Origin of the sequence: Nonomuraea endophytica (assembly GCF_014203235.1) — a bacterium.
Lineage (GTDB): Bacteria > Actinomycetota > Actinomycetes > Streptosporangiales > Streptosporangiaceae > Nonomuraea > Nonomuraea endophytica.
Genome location: NZ_JACHIN010000002.1, coordinates 697,698 through 713,746, shown reverse-complemented (window position 1 = coordinate 713,746; position 16,049 = coordinate 697,698). Strand labels below are relative to the sequence as shown.

At 70.0% G+C, this 16,049-nt stretch carries 15 protein-coding genes; 8 read left to right on the top strand and 7 right to left on the bottom strand.

Going from position 1 to position 16,049, the window contains the following annotated elements:
• Nucleotides 1-28: 28 nt before the first annotated feature.
• Genes HNR40_RS11350 through HNR40_RS11340 form a run of 3 tightly spaced genes read right to left on the bottom strand, consistent with a single transcriptional unit; the run spans nt 29 to nt 2,888 of the window.
• On the bottom strand, nt 29-811 hold the full coding sequence (locus HNR40_RS11350; RefSeq protein ID WP_184960380.1) for an ABC transporter ATP-binding protein: 783 nt from the start codon (nt 809-811) through the stop codon (nt 29-31).
• Nucleotides 808-1,860, bottom strand: a complete 1,053-nt coding sequence (locus HNR40_RS11345; RefSeq protein ID WP_312896286.1) for a FecCD family ABC transporter permease — start codon at nt 1,858-1,860, stop codon at nt 808-810. The genes HNR40_RS11350 and HNR40_RS11345 overlap by 4 nt, the downstream gene beginning before the upstream one ends.
• The gene (locus HNR40_RS11340) at nt 1,857-2,888 is read right to left on the bottom strand and encodes a FecCD family ABC transporter permease (RefSeq protein WP_184960379.1); all 1,032 of its coding nucleotides are present in this window, start codon (nt 2,886-2,888) and stop codon (nt 1,857-1,859) included. Before HNR40_RS11340 ends, HNR40_RS11345 begins: the two co-directional genes overlap by 4 nt.
• Nucleotides 2,889-2,983: 95 nt before the next feature.
• Between HNR40_RS11340 and HNR40_RS11335 the strand changes: the two genes are divergently transcribed.
• Entirely contained in the window at nt 2,984-3,949 is a 966-nt protein-coding gene (locus tag HNR40_RS11335) for an ABC transporter substrate-binding protein (protein ID WP_184960378.1), read from the top strand.
• Here the strand turns inward: HNR40_RS11335 and HNR40_RS11330 are convergent.
• A complete protein-coding gene (locus HNR40_RS11330; protein WP_184960377.1) occupies nt 3,946-5,019 on the bottom strand; it encodes a PLP-dependent cysteine synthase family protein in 1,074 nt (357 codons plus the stop codon). The two genes, HNR40_RS11335 and HNR40_RS11330, sit on opposite strands and share 4 nt — an antisense overlap.
• Nucleotides 5,020-5,264: 245 nt before the next feature.
• On the opposite strand from HNR40_RS11330, the gene HNR40_RS11325 reads away from it, so the two are divergent.
• Entirely contained in the window at nt 5,265-5,849 is a 585-nt protein-coding gene (locus HNR40_RS11325; protein ID WP_184960376.1) for a sigma-70 family RNA polymerase sigma factor, read from the top strand.
• Here HNR40_RS11325 and HNR40_RS11320 read toward each other — a convergent pair.
• Together HNR40_RS11320 and HNR40_RS57140 are read right to left on the bottom strand one after the other, a co-directional pair.
• Nucleotides 5,826-6,731, bottom strand: coding sequence for an anti-sigma factor RsbA family regulatory protein (locus HNR40_RS11320; protein WP_184960375.1), 906 nt, complete (start codon nt 6,729-6,731; stop codon nt 5,826-5,828). The genes HNR40_RS11325 and HNR40_RS11320 overlap by 24 nt on opposite strands.
• A 79-nt stretch (nt 6,732-6,810) precedes the next feature.
• A complete protein-coding gene (locus HNR40_RS57140) occupies nt 6,811-7,644 on the bottom strand; it encodes an EamA family transporter (RefSeq protein WP_184960374.1) in 834 nt (277 codons plus the stop codon).
• 88 nt (nt 7,645-7,732) lie between these two features.
• Here HNR40_RS57140 and HNR40_RS11310 point away from each other — a divergent pair, with 88 nt between their 5' ends.
• The 6 genes from HNR40_RS11310 (at nt 7,733) to HNR40_RS11285 (ending at nt 13,449) form a co-directional block, all read left to right on the top strand.
• Nucleotides 7,733-8,308 carry a helix-turn-helix domain-containing protein gene (locus HNR40_RS11310; protein WP_184960373.1) on the top strand — a complete coding sequence of 192 codons (576 nt, stop codon included), beginning with the start codon at nt 7,733-7,735 and terminating at the stop codon, nt 8,306-8,308.
• Between the two features lie 111 nt (nt 8,309-8,419).
• Nucleotides 8,420-8,725: a hypothetical protein gene (locus HNR40_RS11305; protein ID WP_184960372.1), complete on the top strand. Its 306-nt coding sequence runs from the start codon at nt 8,420-8,422 to the stop codon at nt 8,723-8,725.
• A 90-nt stretch (nt 8,726-8,815) separates the two neighbouring features.
• The gene (locus HNR40_RS11300) at nt 8,816-9,541 is read left to right on the top strand and encodes a polysaccharide deacetylase family protein (RefSeq protein ID WP_184960371.1); all 726 of its coding nucleotides are present in this window, start codon (nt 8,816-8,818) and stop codon (nt 9,539-9,541) included.
• Nucleotides 9,538-11,067 carry a helicase HerA-like domain-containing protein gene (locus HNR40_RS11295; RefSeq protein ID WP_184960370.1) on the top strand — a complete coding sequence of 510 codons (1,530 nt, stop codon included), beginning with the start codon at nt 9,538-9,540 and terminating at the stop codon, nt 11,065-11,067. Before HNR40_RS11300 ends, HNR40_RS11295 begins: the two co-directional genes overlap by 4 nt.
• 29 nt (nt 11,068-11,096) lie before the next feature.
• On the top strand, nt 11,097-11,747 hold the full coding sequence (locus HNR40_RS11290; protein ID WP_184960369.1) for a DUF2461 domain-containing protein: 651 nt from the start codon (nt 11,097-11,099) through the stop codon (nt 11,745-11,747).
• A 274-nt stretch (nt 11,748-12,021) separates the two neighbouring features.
• Nucleotides 12,022-13,449 (top strand): DUF2079 domain-containing protein, encoded by a 1,428-nt coding sequence (locus HNR40_RS11285; protein WP_312896285.1) that lies wholly within the window; start codon nt 12,022-12,024, stop codon nt 13,447-13,449.
• Nucleotides 13,450-13,517: 68 nt separating this feature from the next.
• On the opposite strand, the gene HNR40_RS11280 is transcribed toward HNR40_RS11285, so the two are convergent.
• Nucleotides 13,518-16,007: a hypothetical protein gene (locus tag HNR40_RS11280; protein WP_184960367.1), complete on the bottom strand. Its 2,490-nt coding sequence runs from the start codon at nt 16,005-16,007 to the stop codon at nt 13,518-13,520.
• Nucleotides 16,008-16,049 lie beyond the last annotated feature (42 nt).

The window sequence follows — 16,049 nt, the reverse complement described above, 5'->3', positions numbered from 1 at the left end:
GACCATGACGCGCCTCGCGCGAGGCCCGCTAGCGGTGTGAGCCGATGGGGACGACCAGCGGGGTGCCGGCCACGGGGTCGGTGATGACCTTGGAGTCCAGGTCGAAGACCTCTCGGATGAGGTCTTCGGTCAGCACCTCGTGCGGCGTGCCCGCCGCCACCACGCTGCCGTCGCGCATCGCCACCAGCCGGTCGGCGTAGCGGGCGGCCAGGTTGAGGTCGTGCAGGACCATCACGATGGTACGGCCCGCCTGCGCGTGCAGATCGCGCACCAGCTCCAGCACCTCCACCTGATGGGCCAGGTCGAGGAAGGTCGTCGGCTCGTCGAGCAACAGCAGGTCGGTGCCCTGGGCCAGCGCCATGGAGATCCACGCGCGCTGCCGCTGCCCGCCGGACAGCTCGTCCAGCGGCCGCTCGGCGAGGTCGGAGAGGCCGGTCATGTTCAGTGCGACGCCCACGGCCTTCTCGTCGTCGGACGACCACTGGCGGTACCAGGTCTGGTGCGGGTGCCGTCCTCTGGCCACGAGGTCGGCGACGGTGAGCCCTTCGGGGGCCGAGGGGGATTGGGGCAGCACGGTGAGGATCCGCGCCACCTCCTTGGTGGCGATCGTGGAGATCTTCTTGCCGTCCAGCAGGACCTCGCCGCCCGACGGCTTGAGCAGGCGGCCGAGGGCGCGCAGCAGCGTGGACTTGCCGCAACCGTTGGGACCGATGATCGTGGTCACGGTTCCGGCCTCGACGCCGAGGTCGAGCCCGTCCACGATGACGCGGTCGCCGTAACCAAGTTTGACGTCTACGGCCTGCAGTCTCATGTGCGCCCCTTACGGATGCGGGTCAGAAGGTAGATCAGATACGGTGCGCCGAGCACGGCCGTGACGACACCGACCGGCAGCTCGATGGGGGAGAAGGCGGTGCGGGCGAGCAGGTCGGCGCCGGCGGTGAGCACGGCGCCGACGATCGCCGACGACAGCAGCGGCGGCTGGGCCGAGCGGATCAGCCGCAGCGCGATCTGCGGGGAGGCCAGCGCGACGAAGGCGACGGGGCCGGCCGAGGCGGTGGCCACGGCCGCCAGCAGCACCGCGGCCAGGATCATCAGGGCTCTGGACAGGTTCATGCGGACGCCGAGCGCGGTGACGGTGTCGTCGGAGAAGCGCAGGGCGTTGAGCGAGCGGGTGCCGAGCAGGGTCAGCGGGATCAGCACCGCCAGCGCCAGCGCGACCGGGATCACGTGCTCCCAGCCGCGGCCGTGGAGCGAGCCGCTGATCCACACCATCGCCTGGGCGGTGTCGTTGACGTCGCCGACGGTCATCAGCCAGTACTTGACGTTGGTGAAGACCGCGGCCACGCCGATGCCGACCAGGACGAGACGGTAGCCGTCGAGGCCGCGCCGCCAGGCCAGGCCGTAGACGATCACGGCGCCGAGCAGGCCGCCCAGCAGGGCGAGCGCCGGCATGCCCACGCTGGACAGCAGGCCGCTGACCCCGCCGTGAACGCCGCCGCTGACCACCACTCCGGCGACCACGGTGACCGAGGCGCCGGTGGTGACGCCGAGGATCTCGGGGCTGGCCAGCGGGTTGCGGGCGATCGACTGGATGATCGCGCCGGAGAGGGCCAGCGCGGCGCCGACCAGCGCGCCGGTCAGGGCTCTGGGCAGGCGCAGTTCCATGATGACGAAGTGGGCGGGGCTGGAGGCGTCGAAGGTGTCCGTGAACACCTCTCCCACGGTCATGGGCAGGTCGCCGATGCGCATGTTCAGCGCCATCAGCAGCACCAGCAGGACCAGGCCGCCGAAGGTGACGGCGAGGCCGCGCAGCCGTACCTGCCAGGACAGGCCGGCGATTCTGAGCGCGTAGGAGGTCACAGCCGCACCGGCTTCCTGCGGCGGACCAGCGCCACGAAGAAGGGCGCGCCGAGCAGCGCGAGCACCACGCCGACCTCAAGCTCGCCGGGCGGCGCCACGACCCGGCCGATCACGTCGCCGAGCAGCAGGAGCGCGGCGCCGATCAGCCCGGAGTACGGCAGCAGCCACCGATGGTCGGTCCCCGACACGCGGCGGGCCAGGTGCGGCACGATCAGGCCGATGAACGACAGCGAGCCGCACGCGGCGACGGCGGCGCCGGTCAGCAGCGTGACCGAGGCGACGCCGACGGCCCGGGTGAGGGCGATGTTCTGGCCGAGGTTGCGGGCCACGTCCTCGCCGAGTGACAGGGCGTTGAGGCCGGAGGCGTTGAGCAGGGCCAGGAGCAGCCCGGCCGCGATGAACGGCAGCACCTGCCAGATCACCTCGGTGCCCCGGGCGGCGATGGAGCCGGACTGCCAGAAGCGGAAGACGTCCATGGCCTGCTCGTCGAGCAGGACCATCGCCGAGGTGAGCGCGTAGAGGAAGGCGCTGACGGCGGTGCCGGCCAGGGCCAGCGTGACCGGGGTGGGGCCGCCGCGCCCGCCGACCATGCCGAGGGCGAAGACGCCGACGCTGGCGACGAGCGCGCCGGCCAGGCCGAACCAGATGAAGCCGAGCAGGCTGGTGGTGCCGAGGAAGATGATCGAGGCGACCATGGCGAAGGCGGCGCCCTGGGTGACGCCGAGCAGGCCGGGGTCGGCGAGCGGGTTGCGGGTGTGGCCCTGCATGAGCGCGCCGGCGACGCCGAGCGCGATCCCGGCCAGGATGCCGAGCGCGGTGCGGGGCAGGCGCAGCGAGCGGATGATGATGTCGCTCTCGGTGCCGGTGGGCGAGGTCAGCGCGTGCCAGGCGTCGGTGAGCGGCACCGCTTTGGCGCCGATGGTAATGCTCAGGACGATCGCGAGCACGAGTACCCCCGTGAGCCCGATCAGCCAGGTCAGGCGGCGGTGACGGAGCTGAGGAAGCTTCACGGCGGTGGTTGCCACCATGCCTTCCTCCTACTCATTTGCCCGATCCTGGTGAAGTATGCCAGCTTAGGCAGGGCTAACCTAATTTAGGGTTGCCTTATTCGGAGAGGGACATCATGAAAGCGTTCCGTGCGGTCGCGGTAGCCGTACTCGCGATGGGACTGGCGGCGTGTGGCGGCCAGGCCGCGGCCCCCAAGGCCGCCGAGAGCGCGCCTTTCCGCGTCATCAAGCACGCCATGGGCGAGACGAAGATCCCGGCGCAGCCGAAGCGGGTGGTCGCGCTCGACCAGAGCTTCGTCGACGCGGTGCTCACGTTGCAGACGCCGGTCGTCGGCTACACGAGCTATCGGTCGATCGACGACAAGCTGCCCGAGTACCTGGGCGCGGTGGCGGCCGAGTACGGCAAGGAGGCCACCTCGGTCGGCACGCTTGAGCAGCCCAGCCTTGAGAAGATCATGGCGCTGAAGCCCGACCTGATCGTCTCGGCGAAGGTCCGGCACAAGGACCTGTACGACAAGCTCGCCAAGATCGCCCCGACCGTCTTCAGCGAGACCACCGGCGCGATCTGGAAGCAGAACCTCGTCCTCATGGGCCAGGCCCTGGGCAAGGAGACGCTGGCGGAGGAGACGCTCAAGAAGTTCGAGGAGCGGGCGGGCAAGATCGGCGCGGGGATCAAGGAGAAGGAGGGCAAGCTGCCCACCGTCGCCGTGGTCCGCTTCGCCGGCGAGCCCACGGCCCGGCTCTACGTCGAGAACTCCTACTCCGGCGTCGTGCTGAAGGACGTGGGCTTCCCGCGCCCCGCCGAGCAGCCGAAGGACCCGAACCAGATCATGGTCCCGATCAGCCAGGAGCGCATCGCCGAGCTGGACGCCGACCACATCTTCGTCTCCACCTACGCCGACCCGACGGCCGACGCGCCGAAGCAGAAGTTCGTCACCAACCCGCTGTGGGACAAGCTCAAGGGCGCCAAGCACGAGGTCGCCGACCTCACGTGGATGAGCGCCGTCGGCATCCAGGGCGCGCACGCGATCCTGGACGACCTGGCGAAGTTCTTCTCCGTGGACCCGGCCAAGGGCGTCTAGGCGCCGAGGAAGGCCCGCAGGTCGGACAGATGCGGCTGGATGTCCAGGCCCTGGGCCTCCAGCCAGGCGTCGTCGCCGTAGGTGCCGGCGTAGCGCTCGGCGCCGTCGCAGATCAGCGTCACCACGCTGCCCTGGTCGCCCTCGGCGCGCATCTCCTTGATGAGATCGACGCAGGCGGCGATGTTGGTGCCGGTGGAGGCGCCGACCGGACGGCCGGTGACCTCCTGGACCCACCGCATCCCGGCGACCGAGCGGGCGTCGGGCACGTGGATCATGCGGTCGATCACGTCCGGCTGGAACGACGGCTCCACCCTCGGCCGGCCGATGCCCTCGATGCGCGAGCCGCTCGCGGTGGTCGTCCAGTCGCGCTCGGCCCAGGCCGGGTAGAAGGCCGAGCCCTCGGGGTCGGCGACGGCCAGGCGGGTGTGGTGGCGGCGGTAGCGGATGTAGCGGCCGATCGTGGCCGAGGTGCCGCCGGTGCCCGCGCCGACCACGATCCAGGTGGGCTCGGGATGCGGCTCCAGGGCGAGCTGGCCGAAGATCGACTCGGCGATGTTGTTGTTGCCGCGCCAGTCGGTGGCCCGCTCGGCGTAGGTGAACTGGTCCATGAAGTGGCCGCCGGTCTCGGCGGCCAGCCGGCGCGACTCCTCGTAGATCGCCGACGGCTGGTCGACCAGGTGGCACTTGCCGCCGTAGAACTCGATGAGGGCGATCTTCTCCGGGGAGGTGGTCGCCGGCATCACGGCGATGAACGGCAGGCCGACCAGCCGGGCGAAGTAGGCCTCGCTGACCGCGGTGGAGCCGCTGGAGGCCTCCACGATGGTGGTCCCGGGGCCGATCCAGCCGTTGGCGAGGCCGTAGAGGAACAAAGAGCGAGCGAGCCGGTGTTTCAGTGAACCTGTAGGGTGCACCGACTCGTCTTTCATATAAAGGTTTACGCCCCAGCGGGCGGGCAGCGGAAAGACGTGGAGATGGGTGTCACTGCTGCGATTGGTATCGGCTTCGACCGTCCGGACGGCCTCGGCCACCCAGTGCCGGGCGCCGGAGTCGTGGCGGTCGACGAAGTCCATGGTCCATACGCTATCTCATGTGACACTGGCCACTTTATCTGCGGAAATGGGTGGATAGTGTTACGATAATGAGACTAGTCCGGCCGTGGACGTGACTACGCACGCCGCGAGCAGTGGGACTGTTCACCTCCCTGACCAGGCAGAACCGGTTAACGCAGCCCTTACGGGGGTTTTGCGAGCATGGAGCTGCTGTCTGGCGGCTCGTGCCGAGACGGGGGATAGCAAGGGGGAATGATTTGATCACGATGACCGAAGAGCAGCGTCAGGATTGGTTCGAGCGCGACGTCGTGCCCGTGACCTCGCAGCTGTTCGCCTCCGCGATGCGCCTCACGCGCAACACCGCCGACGCGGAGGACCTCGTCCAGGAGACCGTGGCGAAGGCGTACACGTCCTACCACCAGTTCCGCGAGGGCACCAACCTCAAGGCGTGGCTGCACCGCATCCTCACCAACAACTTCATCAACGACTACCGCAAGAAGCAGCGCTCGCCCAAGCTCTCGGCCGCCGAGGAGGTCGAGGACTGGCAGCTGCACGCGGCCGAGTCGCACAGCTCCACTGGCCTCAAGTCCGCCGAGACCGAGGCCCTGGAGCGCCTGCCCGACAGCAGCGTGATGAACGCGCTGCGCGCACTGCCCGAAGACTTCCGCGTCGCCGTCTACCTGGCCGACGTCGAGGGCTTCGCCTACAAGGAGATCGCCGACCGGATGGGCACCCCCATCGGCACCGTGATGTCCCGGCTGCACCGCGGCCGCAAGCAGCTGCGCAGCATGCTCGAGGAGTACGCGGTCGAGGAAGGCGCCGTGCGCCTACCCGCCCAGCGGGCCGCCTAGGCCCATGTGGAGGCGGACCCGGAGCGTTCCGGCATCGTCCCGCATCTCCACCAGATCGCAGAGCTGACGACTGATCCAGAGCCCGTATCCCCGAGGGGATTCGGGCTCCGGTGGTATATAGCCGGGTAACGGGTCGTCCAGGACGCCGCCCGGGTCGGCGATCTCGCAGACCAGCTCCCTGCCCGTCACCCACATCCTGATCATTCCGTGGCCCGCGCCGTGCTCGACGCAGTTGGCCGCGATCTCCGAGACGCTCAGCACCAGCGAGGCGACCAGGTTGCGCTCCATCCCCGCCGCCTTGGCGTAGTCGGCCACGGCCTGCCTGAAGCGCTTGAGCTCGTGGGCGGTGAACCCGACCGAGGTGACCTGGCCCGTCGGGTCCGGGAGCGGGCGGCGGTCGCCGTCCAGGATCAGGTCGTGGGGCTCGACGAAGGCCTCGCTGACGGCTTCGCCGTACACACCGGCCAGGAATGGATGGGTGACGGCGCGGTAGTCGAGTGCGGCGGCCGGCGCGGTGCGCACGTCGTAGAGGCAGACGACGATCGCGGGCGCGGCGCCGAGCGCCGCGTTGAGCACCGACTCGTAGCGGATCCACTCGCGGATCTCCCGCTCGGTCCTGCCCTGCCAGCAGGGCTCGCCGACGATCAGCGTCGGGAGGTCTCTGGCGTACTCGTGGTACGCGGCCAGCGTCCGCTGCGGATGCGCGTACCAGGAGGCGGCGATCCTGCTGTCGATCCGGCCGGCGTCGCGGCCCAGGGCGTCGGCCAGGAGCTGCAGCTTGCGCGAGCAGGTGACCGCGAGCACCCGGCGGCCCTCGTGGAGCGCGGCGCGCACGCGGGGCACGACGAGGCCGAGGAAGCCCTCATCGGAGTCGTAGGGCATCCCTATGTGCCGTAGCGACTCGTGATTGGTCTGTGCCCGCGCAGGGTGCACGGCCGAAACGTAGCAAGCGGCCGGTGGGCTACGCAACGGCTATGAGCGCGACCGCACTGAGAGCGCAGGCGACACCGGCCACCTGGATGGTGTGCAGCCGCTCGCCCAGCACGTACCTGGCCAGCAGGAGCGTGCTGGCCGGGTAGAGCGAGACCAGCACGGCGACCAGGCTGAGCATGCCCTCCTGCTTGGCCAGCAGGAACAACACGTTGGCCGCCATGTCGAGCAGACCGGCCAGCGCGATGATGCGCAGCGAGCCGGCGGTGGGCCTGAGCGAGCGCCGGGCGACGACCGCCAGCAGCACGACCAGCGACACCGAGGAGATTCTGGCGCCGACCAGCGGCCACAGCCCGGTGCCGTCGGGGGACAGGTCGAGCAGGATGAAGAAGCCGCCGAAGCCCGCGCCGGCGGCCAGGGCGATCAGCACCGATCCGAGCGAGCCGCGCCTGCTCGCGGTCGGGTCCTGGCTGACCAGCATCACCGCGGCCAGCGCCAGGACGATGCCGATCAGCGCCTGCGGCGCCGGCCGCTCGCCCGTCACCAGGCCGAACACCACCGGCAGAGTGGCTGAGGTGACCGCCGTGGTCGGCGCGACCACCGACATCGTCCCGGTGGCCAGCGCGCGGTAGAACAGCACCAGCCCGGCCGCGCCCGCGACGCCCGCGCCCATGCCCCACCACAGCGCCCGCTGGTCGAACAGTCCGGGCAGCAGCGGGAGCAGGGCGAGGATGAGGACCAGGCCGGCGACCTGGGAGAGCGCCACGACCGACAGCACGCGCGATCGTCGCGTGGCCAGGCCGCCGCAGAAGTCGGCCGTGCCGTAGACCACCGCGCAGACGGTCGCGAGGATCACCGCAGTCACGTCGCACACTCCAGTTCACTCGGTTGAACTATTAGTACAGTACACGGAGTGCGACAGACTACACATTTTGTTCACTAGACTGCACTGCATGGAAGATGCGGAGACGATCACCGCGGCCATCGCCAACAACGTGCGGGCGCAGCGGGCCCACCGTGGCCTGACGCTCGACGCGCTGGCCGCCCGCTCGGGTGTGAGCAGAGGCATGCTGGTCCAGGTCGAACAGGCCAGGACCAATCCCAGCGTCTCCACGCTCACCCGGATCGCCTCCGCGCTCGGCGTCACCGTGGCGCGGCTGGTCGAGGTGGCCGACGTCCCGGTCGTGCGCATCATCGACAAGTCCGACGTGGTCAACTTCGAGATGGGCGCCTCGCGCGCCATGCTGCTGGTCGGCGCCGACGAGCCGCTGATCCTGGAGCTGTGGGACTGGCGGCTGGCCCCCGGCGAGCACCACGACGGCGACGCCCACCCGCCCGGCACCCGTGAGATGATCACCGTCCTGCGGGGCGAGCTGACCCTCACCGTGTATGGCAGGAGTTACCGCGTGGGCACCGACGCCGCCGCCCTGTTCACCGCCGACCGACCCCACCGCTATGCCAACGAGGGCACGGAAGAGGTCAGAATGATCATGGTAGTGGCCGAGCCGAGGGTCGTTCACGACCAATAACGGCGAACACCTTCCGGATGACGGCTCGGAGTTCCATGATTACTCCGGGGTGAGTGGGGTCATCGCAGGGGCATCCCCAAGGTGCATGCACTCGGTCAACTGGAGGTATGCGTGAGTGAGGCCCGTGCGGCCACCGAGAAGCTCCGTGGGGAACTACAAAGTCTCGGTGTGACCACGGCATACGAAGTCGGCGATGACGCGATCCTGTCGGTGTGGATCGGCTTGGTCGTGCGATTCAGAGATGGTTTTTACCGTTGGCAGGAAGGAGCGGTGAAACGTCGGCATTTGGGTACGGATCCGGTTGGATGTGCCATAAGAGTGGCGCGTCGCTATGCGGAGCTACAGGCCGATGTCCCAGCCTGGTGGGATGAGCTGGCCAAGGAATTACGGGGGGACTCGGCCGGCGACTACCCGTAGCGCCCCCGACGCGATTCCGGGGGGAATATGCGCTGGTGGGGGTGGCCGTTGGCGCTGTTGCTGACGGCAGGGTGCGCAGATGTGCAACCGATGGCCGGGGTCGCGTCGGCGCTGCCGATGCGACCGCCGGACCCTGACCCCGTCGACCCGGGCGTCCTGGCCAGGCAGCTGACCGCCATGCAGCTCGACTGGCCGGGCAAAAACCGGATCGACTGCAAGAAGGCCAAGTGCGTCGCACTGACCTTCGACGACGGGCCCGGCGACCACACCGCCCGGCTGCTCGGCATGCTGCGCAGGCACGCGGCCAAGGCGACCTTCTTCGTCGTCGGCCAGATGGTCGCCGCCGACAGGCACGGCAACCTGCGCCACATGGTCGACGACGGGCACGAGCTCGGCAACCACTCCTGGAGCCACGAGCAGCTCACCACGCTGTCGGAGACCGGGCTGCGCTATCAGCTCAAGCACACCCAGGACGTGGTCGAACGGGAGACCGGGGTGCGGATGACGCTCATGCGGCCGCCGTACGGGTCGACCGACGCCTCCGTGGCCGCCGCCACCCGGCGCGAGGGACTGGCCCAGATCCTCTGGAACGTCGACACGCTCGACTGGCGCGACCGCAGCGCCTCGATCGTGGCCAGGCGCGCCGTACAGGCGAAACCCGGATCGATCATCCTCATGCACGACATCCACCGCACCACGGTCGACGCCATGCCCAAGATCCTCGACGTGTTCGCGAACAAGGGCTACGCGTTCGTCACCGTGTCCGAGCTGTACGGCAAGCCGCCGGCACCAGGCAGGAAGTACACCGAACGATGATCGACGACATCATCAGGGGCTACACCTTCGACGAGCCCACCATCGACCTCGGCGCCCTGGTCGTGGACGGCGAGGGCCGCCCCGACGCCCAGATACGCCTGCCGCTGCGCATGCTCAACCGCCACGGCCTGGTCGCCGGCGCCACCGGCACCGGCAAGACCAAGACGCTGCAGGTCATCGCCGAGCAGCTGTCGGCCGCCGGCGTGCCGGTGTTCCTGGCCGACATCAAGGGCGACCTGTCCGGCATGGCCCAGCCCGGCGACCCGTCCGACAAGCTCATGCGACGCACCGCCGGCATCGGCCAGATCTGGTCGCCGCAGGCCTGCCCCACCGAGTTCTACGCGCTCGGCGGCATCGGCGACGGCATCCCGCTGCGCGCCACCATGACCGCCTTCGGGCCCACGCTGCTGTCGAAGGTGCTCGGGCTCAACGACACCCAGGAGTCCTCGCTCGGGCTCATCTTCCACTTCGCCGACCAGGCGGGGCTGCCGCTGCTCGACCTCAAGGACCTGCGCGCGGTCATCCAATACCTGCTCGACAACCCCGACGCGCTCAAGGGCGTGGGCGGGCTGTCCAAGCAGACCGCGGGGGTGATCCTGCGGGCGCTGGTGAACTTCGCCGCCGAAGGGGCCGACCAGTTCTTCGGCGAGCCCGAGTTCGACACCGCCGACCTGCTGCGGGTGATGCCGGACGGGCGCGGGATGGTGTCGATCCTGGAGCTGCCGGCCGTACAGGATCGTCCGGCGATGTTCTCGACCTTCCTGATGTGGCTGCTCGCCGACCTGTTCAGCGAGATGCCCGAGGTGGGCGATCCGGACAAGCCGCGGCTGGTCTTCTTCTTCGACGAGGCGCACCTGCTGTTCAGCGACGCGTCCAAGGCGTTCCTGCGCTCGATCACGCAGACCGTGCGGCTGATCCGCTCCAAGGGGATCGGCGTGTTCTTCGTCACCCAGACGCCCAAGGACGTGCCGGCCGACGTGCTCGCGCAGCTCGGCGCCCGGGTCCAGCACGCGCTGCGGGCCTTCACCCCGCAGGACGCCAAGGCGTTGAAGGCGACCGTGTCCACCTTCCCCAACTCCTCCTACGACCTGGAGGAGGTGCTCACGCAGCTCGGGATCGGCGAGGCGGTCGTGACCGTGCTGTCGGAGAAGGGCATCCCGACGCCGGTGGCCTGGACCCGGATGCGGGCGCCGCGCTCGCGCATGGCGCCCGCGGACGCGGCCGTGGTGCAGGGCGTGATCGCCGCCTCGCCGCTGCGTCCCAAGTACGCGCAGGCCATCGACCGCGACTCGGCCTACGAGATCCTGGCCGCGAAAGTGGTACCCCCGCCGCCAGCCCCGTCCCAGGCCCCGCTGCCCTCGCCTTCACCCTCGCCCTCGCGCTCGCCTTCGCCCGAGGCGGAGCCGACGCTGCTGGAGAGTGTGCTCGGTTCGTCCGTGTTCAAGTCGTTCGCCCGCTCCGCCGCCAGCTCGCTCGGGCGCGAGATCAGCAGATCCATCTTCGGTACGGCCCGCCGCCGCCGCTGACTGTCGGTCAGGTCTGGCACCCTGGGCGCATGGGTTTCACCGGCTTCCCCGACGAGGCGTTCATCTTTTTCGAGGGCCTTGAGGCGGACAACTCCAAGGCGTACTTCACCCGCCACAAGCACCTCTACGACGACGCGGTCAGGGCGCCGATGCTCGCCCTGACCGACGCGCTGGGCCCGGAGTTCGGGGCCGCCCAGCTGTTCCGTCCCTATCGTGACGTGCGCTTCGCCAAGGACAAGTCGCCCTACAAGACCCATCAGGGCGCCTTCATCGACACCCAGCCGGGCATCGGCCTCTATGTGGAGATCAGCGCCGCCGGGCTGTTCCTCGCGGGCGGCATCTACACCCAGGCCGCCGACCAGGTCGCCCGCTACCGCGAGGCCGTGTCGGCCGACCTGTCCGGCAAGCCCCTGACCCGGATCGTCGCCGACCTTCAGGCCCAGGGGTACGAGATCCGCGGCGACCGCCTGAAGACCCGGCCGCGCGGCGTGCCCGAGGACCATCCGCGCCTCGACCTGCTGCGTCACCGCTCCATCTACGCCGGTGTGCGCGCGGAGCCGGAGCCGTGGGTCCACACGCCGGAGGTCGAGTCCCGGGTCCGTGAGGCCTGGCGTGAGTTCGCGCCGCTGGTGGAGTGGCTGTCCACCCACGTGCGCGGCTCCGAGCTACCCCGCCGCTAGAGGACGCTGAGCTGCGCCGCCGCTAAGGGCTCGGAGCCACGTCGCCGCCAAGGGGTCGGGGCTGACTCGCGGGCAAGGGCTGTGAGCTGCTCTGCCTATGGGCTCGAGGTTGGCTCGGGGGCAAGGGGCCGGGGCTGCCTCGGAGGCATGGGGCCGGGGCTGCTTCGCGCCGTTAAGGGCTGTGAGCTGCGGGGCCGGTGACGGCTGTCCTGGGCGTGGTTCTGGCACCGGTACCGTTGCAGGGCATTGGCCGGGAAACGAGGAGGGCGTCAGCGTGGGTGGCGACGTTCCCGGTGCCTCCAGGCGGGAGTGGTGGGGGATCTGGGGGATCGCCGGGGTCGCGGCGGTGGTCTACTCGGTGCTGTCTTTCGTACGGGTCCACTCGCTCAAGGCCGGCACCTACGATCTGGTGATCTTCGACCAGGCGGTCCGGGCCTACTCCGACTTCCGGCTGCCGATCGCCATCGTCAAGGGTGTGCACAACGACTTCGGGGCCGGCTTCTCCGTGCTCGGTGACCACTGGTCGCCGATCCTCGCCCTGCTCGCACCACTCTACTGGCTGCATGACGGGCCGGAGACGCTGCTGATCGCGCAGTCGGCGCTGCTGGCGGCGGCGGCCGTGCCGCTCTGGGTGTTCGCCCGGCGGGCGCTCGGGACGGGAGCCGCCTACGCGGTGGCGATCGCCTACACGCTGTCGTGGCCGGTGGCCGAGGCGGTGGCCTTCGACTTCCACGAGGCGGCGTTCGTGCCGCTGCTCACCGCGGTCATGCTCGAACGCTGGCAGGCCGGGCGCAAGGTCGCCGTCGTGCTGGCCGCGCTCGCGCTGCTGTGCGTCAAGGAGGACATGGGGCTGCTGGTCGCCGGGTTCGGGCTGGTGCTGCTGACGCGGGCCGGATGGCGGGTGCTCGGCGGCGGGTTCGTGCTGAGCGGGGTGGCGTTCACGGGGCTGGCCTCGCAGGTGCTCATCCCCGCCTTCGGCGGGCGGCCCGACTACTACTGGGCTTATGGGGCCCTGGGCGACGGGGTGTCGAGCGCGGTGCGGACGATCGTGACCGATCCGCTCACGGCCTTCGGGCTGCTGGGGACGCCGCCGGTCAAGCTGGTGACCCTGTTGCTCCTGCTGGGGGTTTCGGTGCTGGCGGCGCTGGGTTCGCCGCTGGTGCTGATGGCGGTGCCGTTGCTGGCGGAGCGGATGCTGGCCAGCTCGTTCCCCAACTGGTGGGTGCCCGAGTATCACTACAACGCGTTCCTGGTCGTGGTGATCTTCGCGGCCGGGGTCGACGCGGTGCGGCGGTTCGAGCGGCTGCGGAAGGTCTGGGTTGCCGGGATCGTGGTGTTCGCGCTGGCCACCGTGCCGTTCTTCGCGCTGGCGCAGCTCGGCGATCCCGGCTCGTACCGGCGCGATCCGAGGGAACTCGCCGCCGCCAGGGCCGTGGCCACGGTGCCGGACGGGGCGCTGGTGGAGGTGGCCAACAATCTGGGGCCGCTGCTGACCGGGCGGGCGCGGGTGCTGCTGCTGGACCGTACGCCGCGGTGGGCGCCGTGGGTGGTGGTGGAGGTGGGACGGCGGGTGTTCCCGTTCAAGGACGCGCGGGAGCAGTCCGAACGGCTCGACGCGCTGGTGGCGGCGGGATACCAGATCCGGTTCCGCCAGGACGCCTATGTGGTGCTGCACCGGCCGGGGCCGGATCCGAAGCTCTAGGGGCCGCCCGAAGCTAGGGTCCGCTCAAAGCTTGGGGCCGCTCGACGCCTAAAAAGCCGCCGGTGCTTTTATGGGCCGCCGGTCTGGACCTGGTCGCCGCGGAGGATCCGGTCGACGGACTGGCTGGCGGCCGAGGTGGCGGCTGTGGTGACCACGGCGATCAGGACGGCGACCAGCGGCGTGGCCAGGCTGCGCAGGCTGCGGACGTTTCTGACCCGGCCCCACGGCTCCCCGGCCAGGTGCATGAGCCGCCACTCCCAGAAGAGCCCGAGCCCGATGTAGACCAGCGCGACCTGCCCGACCACGATCGCCAGTAACTGGAGCTTGTCGAAGGCGGAGACGTCCGGCTCGGCGAAGGCGGGCAGGTACGCCGACAGCTCCGTGACCAGCGCGGCGGCCATCAGGTGCAGCACCTTCGTCATCGGCTGCGTGCCCCTGATGCGCGGGTAGAAGTAGCCGAACAGGAAGCCGAAAGCGGGCAGCGTCAGCAGGTAGCGGGCGTCGAACAGGTAGCTGGCCAGGTCGGGTCCGGCGGGCAGGCCGTACATGAAGAGGAACGGCAGGCTGAGCAGCAGGCAGATCACGAAGGCGTGTACGCCGTTGTGCCAGGGCGTGCAGGCGGCGCTGGTGGCGAAGGCGGTCTCGGGATGGCGGCCGTGATCGTCCAGGGCGGTCTCGAGCTCGTCGCGCTGCTGCTCGAAGTCGCTCATCGACAGCTCGCCGGCGCCGATCCTGCCTCGGCCGACGCGGTAGAGCTCCTGCTCGGAGACGAGCAGGAGCCGCTTGTGCAGGGCGCGGCGTACCATCGCGCGGTGTTCCTCAGCGGTACGCGGCTCGTCCAGCCCGTCCGGCGTGGGCCCGAGCAGCCACCACGCGGAGATCCACGCGAAGACCGAGGTGACCGAGAGCAGGGGCACGGCGACGTCGAGGTCGGGCAGGCTGCCGGTGCCTCTGGGCGACAGGTGGAGCACCATCAGGCAGACGGTGACGCTGGCGACGGCGGCGCGGTGGTGCACGGCGTCCAGTTCGCCGCCGAGGCGGCGCAGCCGCAGGACCAGCAGGACGAAGCCGAGCAGCAGCAGCCCGAGCACGCCGCGGACCAGCGGGGTGAGCTCCAGCGTGCCGAGCATGGGCTCGGGGTGGTCGACGGGGGTGCTCCAGGAGCCGTCGTCGAGCCATTCGGTGGGCCAGCCCTGCATGAGCAGGCTGAGGATCACCGCGGCCACGACGGCGCCGCGCGACCAGGTTCTGGTGACGACGGCGACGGCGCCGATCGGGATCAGCGACCAGAACAGGCCGAGCACCAGGTGGACGCTGTCGGGCGGGTAGACGTCGTAGAACAGCGCCTTGAACCACAGGGCCAGCGCCAGGGCGCCGATGGCGATCCCGGCGGCCACGGCGGCCAGCCGTACCACCACGAAACGGATGCCGAGGTCGGCGCTGAAGGCGATCGCGGCGCCCGCGGCGGCCAGCGCGGCGACGGTGACGCCGGTGATCAGCTGGGGCGGGTGGAGCTGGACGTGGCGGGTCGACCACAGGAACATGGCGAAGGCCACGAGCACGCCGAGCGCGGTCACCGCGAGCGCGTCGCGGCTGGTCCAGGGCGCCGGCGTGGGCACCATGCGGCCGGCGTGGCGCACCGCGATGGCGGGCAGCAGGCCGAACATCACCACGTACGCGATGCCCTGGAGGCCGGTGGCGTAGAACGGGCTGGCCAGCACGGGTGTGGCCAGCACGAGGCCGATGAACAGCTCCCGGTTGTGGACCCGCTGCCACCAGGGCCGGCCGAGCGAGCGCAGCAGGAAGGCGATCAGCAGGAGCGCGGTGACGATCGCCAGCTCGCTGCCCCAGGAGAAGGCCTCGTCCTCCTCGTGGTCGACGAAGCCGTAGGAGTCGTGCACGAGGGTGACGGTGACGCGGTAGTTCACGGTGAACTGCAGCCGTTCGGCCTCTTCGCGCTCCGGTTCGAGACCCGAGGCGCGCAGCACGCTCCACTCGGTGGGGAAGAGCGTGATCGTGCGCTGATTGATCAGCGAGGGCTGCACGCCGGGCGACTGGAACTCCAGCGTCAGCTCCTCGCTCCTGGCGACCTGGCGCAGCACGATCACCCGGAACTCGGCGGTGGACTTGCCGCCGGAGGTGGTGAGCTCGGCCGGATACCTGACGGTGGGCGCGATCCAGCCACCGCTCACCTTGAGCTGACCGAGGCCCTTGTCGGTGATCGCCCGCAGGTCCGGCGGCACGCTGCCCCTGATCCAGCCGGCGAGCGGGTCGTCCTCGTCCATCCGGATCGTGTGGATGATCGTCACCCTGACCTGATGCCGGCGCTCGTCGATGCGCGCCGGTGGCACCTGCCGGAGGTCGGCGGCGGTGGCCCTGGCGATGGTGACGTCGGTGGTGGCCCTGCGCTCGTCGGCCGAGCCGGAGGGCAGCGGACGCGACCCGTCGGGCTGTCCCCGTGACAGCGGCCGATCCACCGGCATCGCCGTGAGGGTGCACCAGATGATCGCCGCAGCCGAAAGGGCGGCGAGCCCGTACGCGACGACCCTCCGGATCAAGCCCACACCTTGGATGATTCATGTGAGACCGCTGATGTTCCA